The sequence below is a fragment of the Frankia sp. CoWAU3 genome, assembly GCF_977971855.1.
In genome coordinates this window covers 6334-7074 of record NZ_CDWWXB010000191.1, presented here as the reverse complement: position 1 = coordinate 7074, position 741 = coordinate 6334, and the positions used below count along the sequence as shown (strand labels likewise).

1 pseudogene is annotated in these 741 nt (G+C 70.9%); it reads left to right on the top strand.

Annotation, left to right across the window (positions count from 1 at the left end):
• Positions 1 to 741 (top strand): annotated as a pseudogene (locus tag AC08ON_RS14860) (hypothetical protein); the annotation flags it as partial.

Below are 741 nucleotides of genomic sequence, written 5' to 3'. Positions count from 1 at the left end.
GTGTCGGGGGAGCCGGGGCGGGCGTTCGCGCGGCTGGCGCGGGATATTCCGCTGGCGGTGCTCGCGATCCTGGGGTTTCCCTGGCTCGTTGATCGGCTGCTGTCCCTGACCGATGTCATCGCCGTCGCGGTGCTTTCCGGTAACGGGGGCCAGCAGGAGCTGCTGACGATCGTGTCGTTGCCGCCGTCGCGGGACATTCCCGGGCTGCTGGTCTCCGTGATGGTGTTCCTGGCGACGGTGATGGTCTTTCTGGAACTCGTGGTCCGTAACGCGCTGGCGATGATCGTCGCCGTGTTGGCGCCGTTGTCGTTCGCGGGGATGACGATGCCGTCGGCGCGGCAGGCGGCGGGCCAGCTGGTGAAGATAACGGTGGCGGTCGCGTTCGCGAAACCGGCGGTTTTCATCGCGTTGCGGGTCGGCGCGGATCTGATCGCCGCGGACGGGGACCGGGCCACACCGGGTGGGTGGGGCCGCTATCTGACGGGCATGGCGGTGATCGGGATCGCCGCGTTCATGCCGTTCCTGGTGTGGCGGCTGATTCCGGTCGCCGAGGCGTATGTGCTCGCGCAGGGGGTGTCCCGGGCGCCGTTCCGGGCCGCGTTGCAGGCGGTGCAGACCGCCTACTGGGCGCAGGCGCTCCGTGGCGGCCGCGGTGGTGGCCACCGGTGGTGGTGGCCGCCGTGGTGGGCCGGGTGGTGGTGGGCGGCCGTCGGGGGATGGTTCCGGTGGATCCGGATCGGG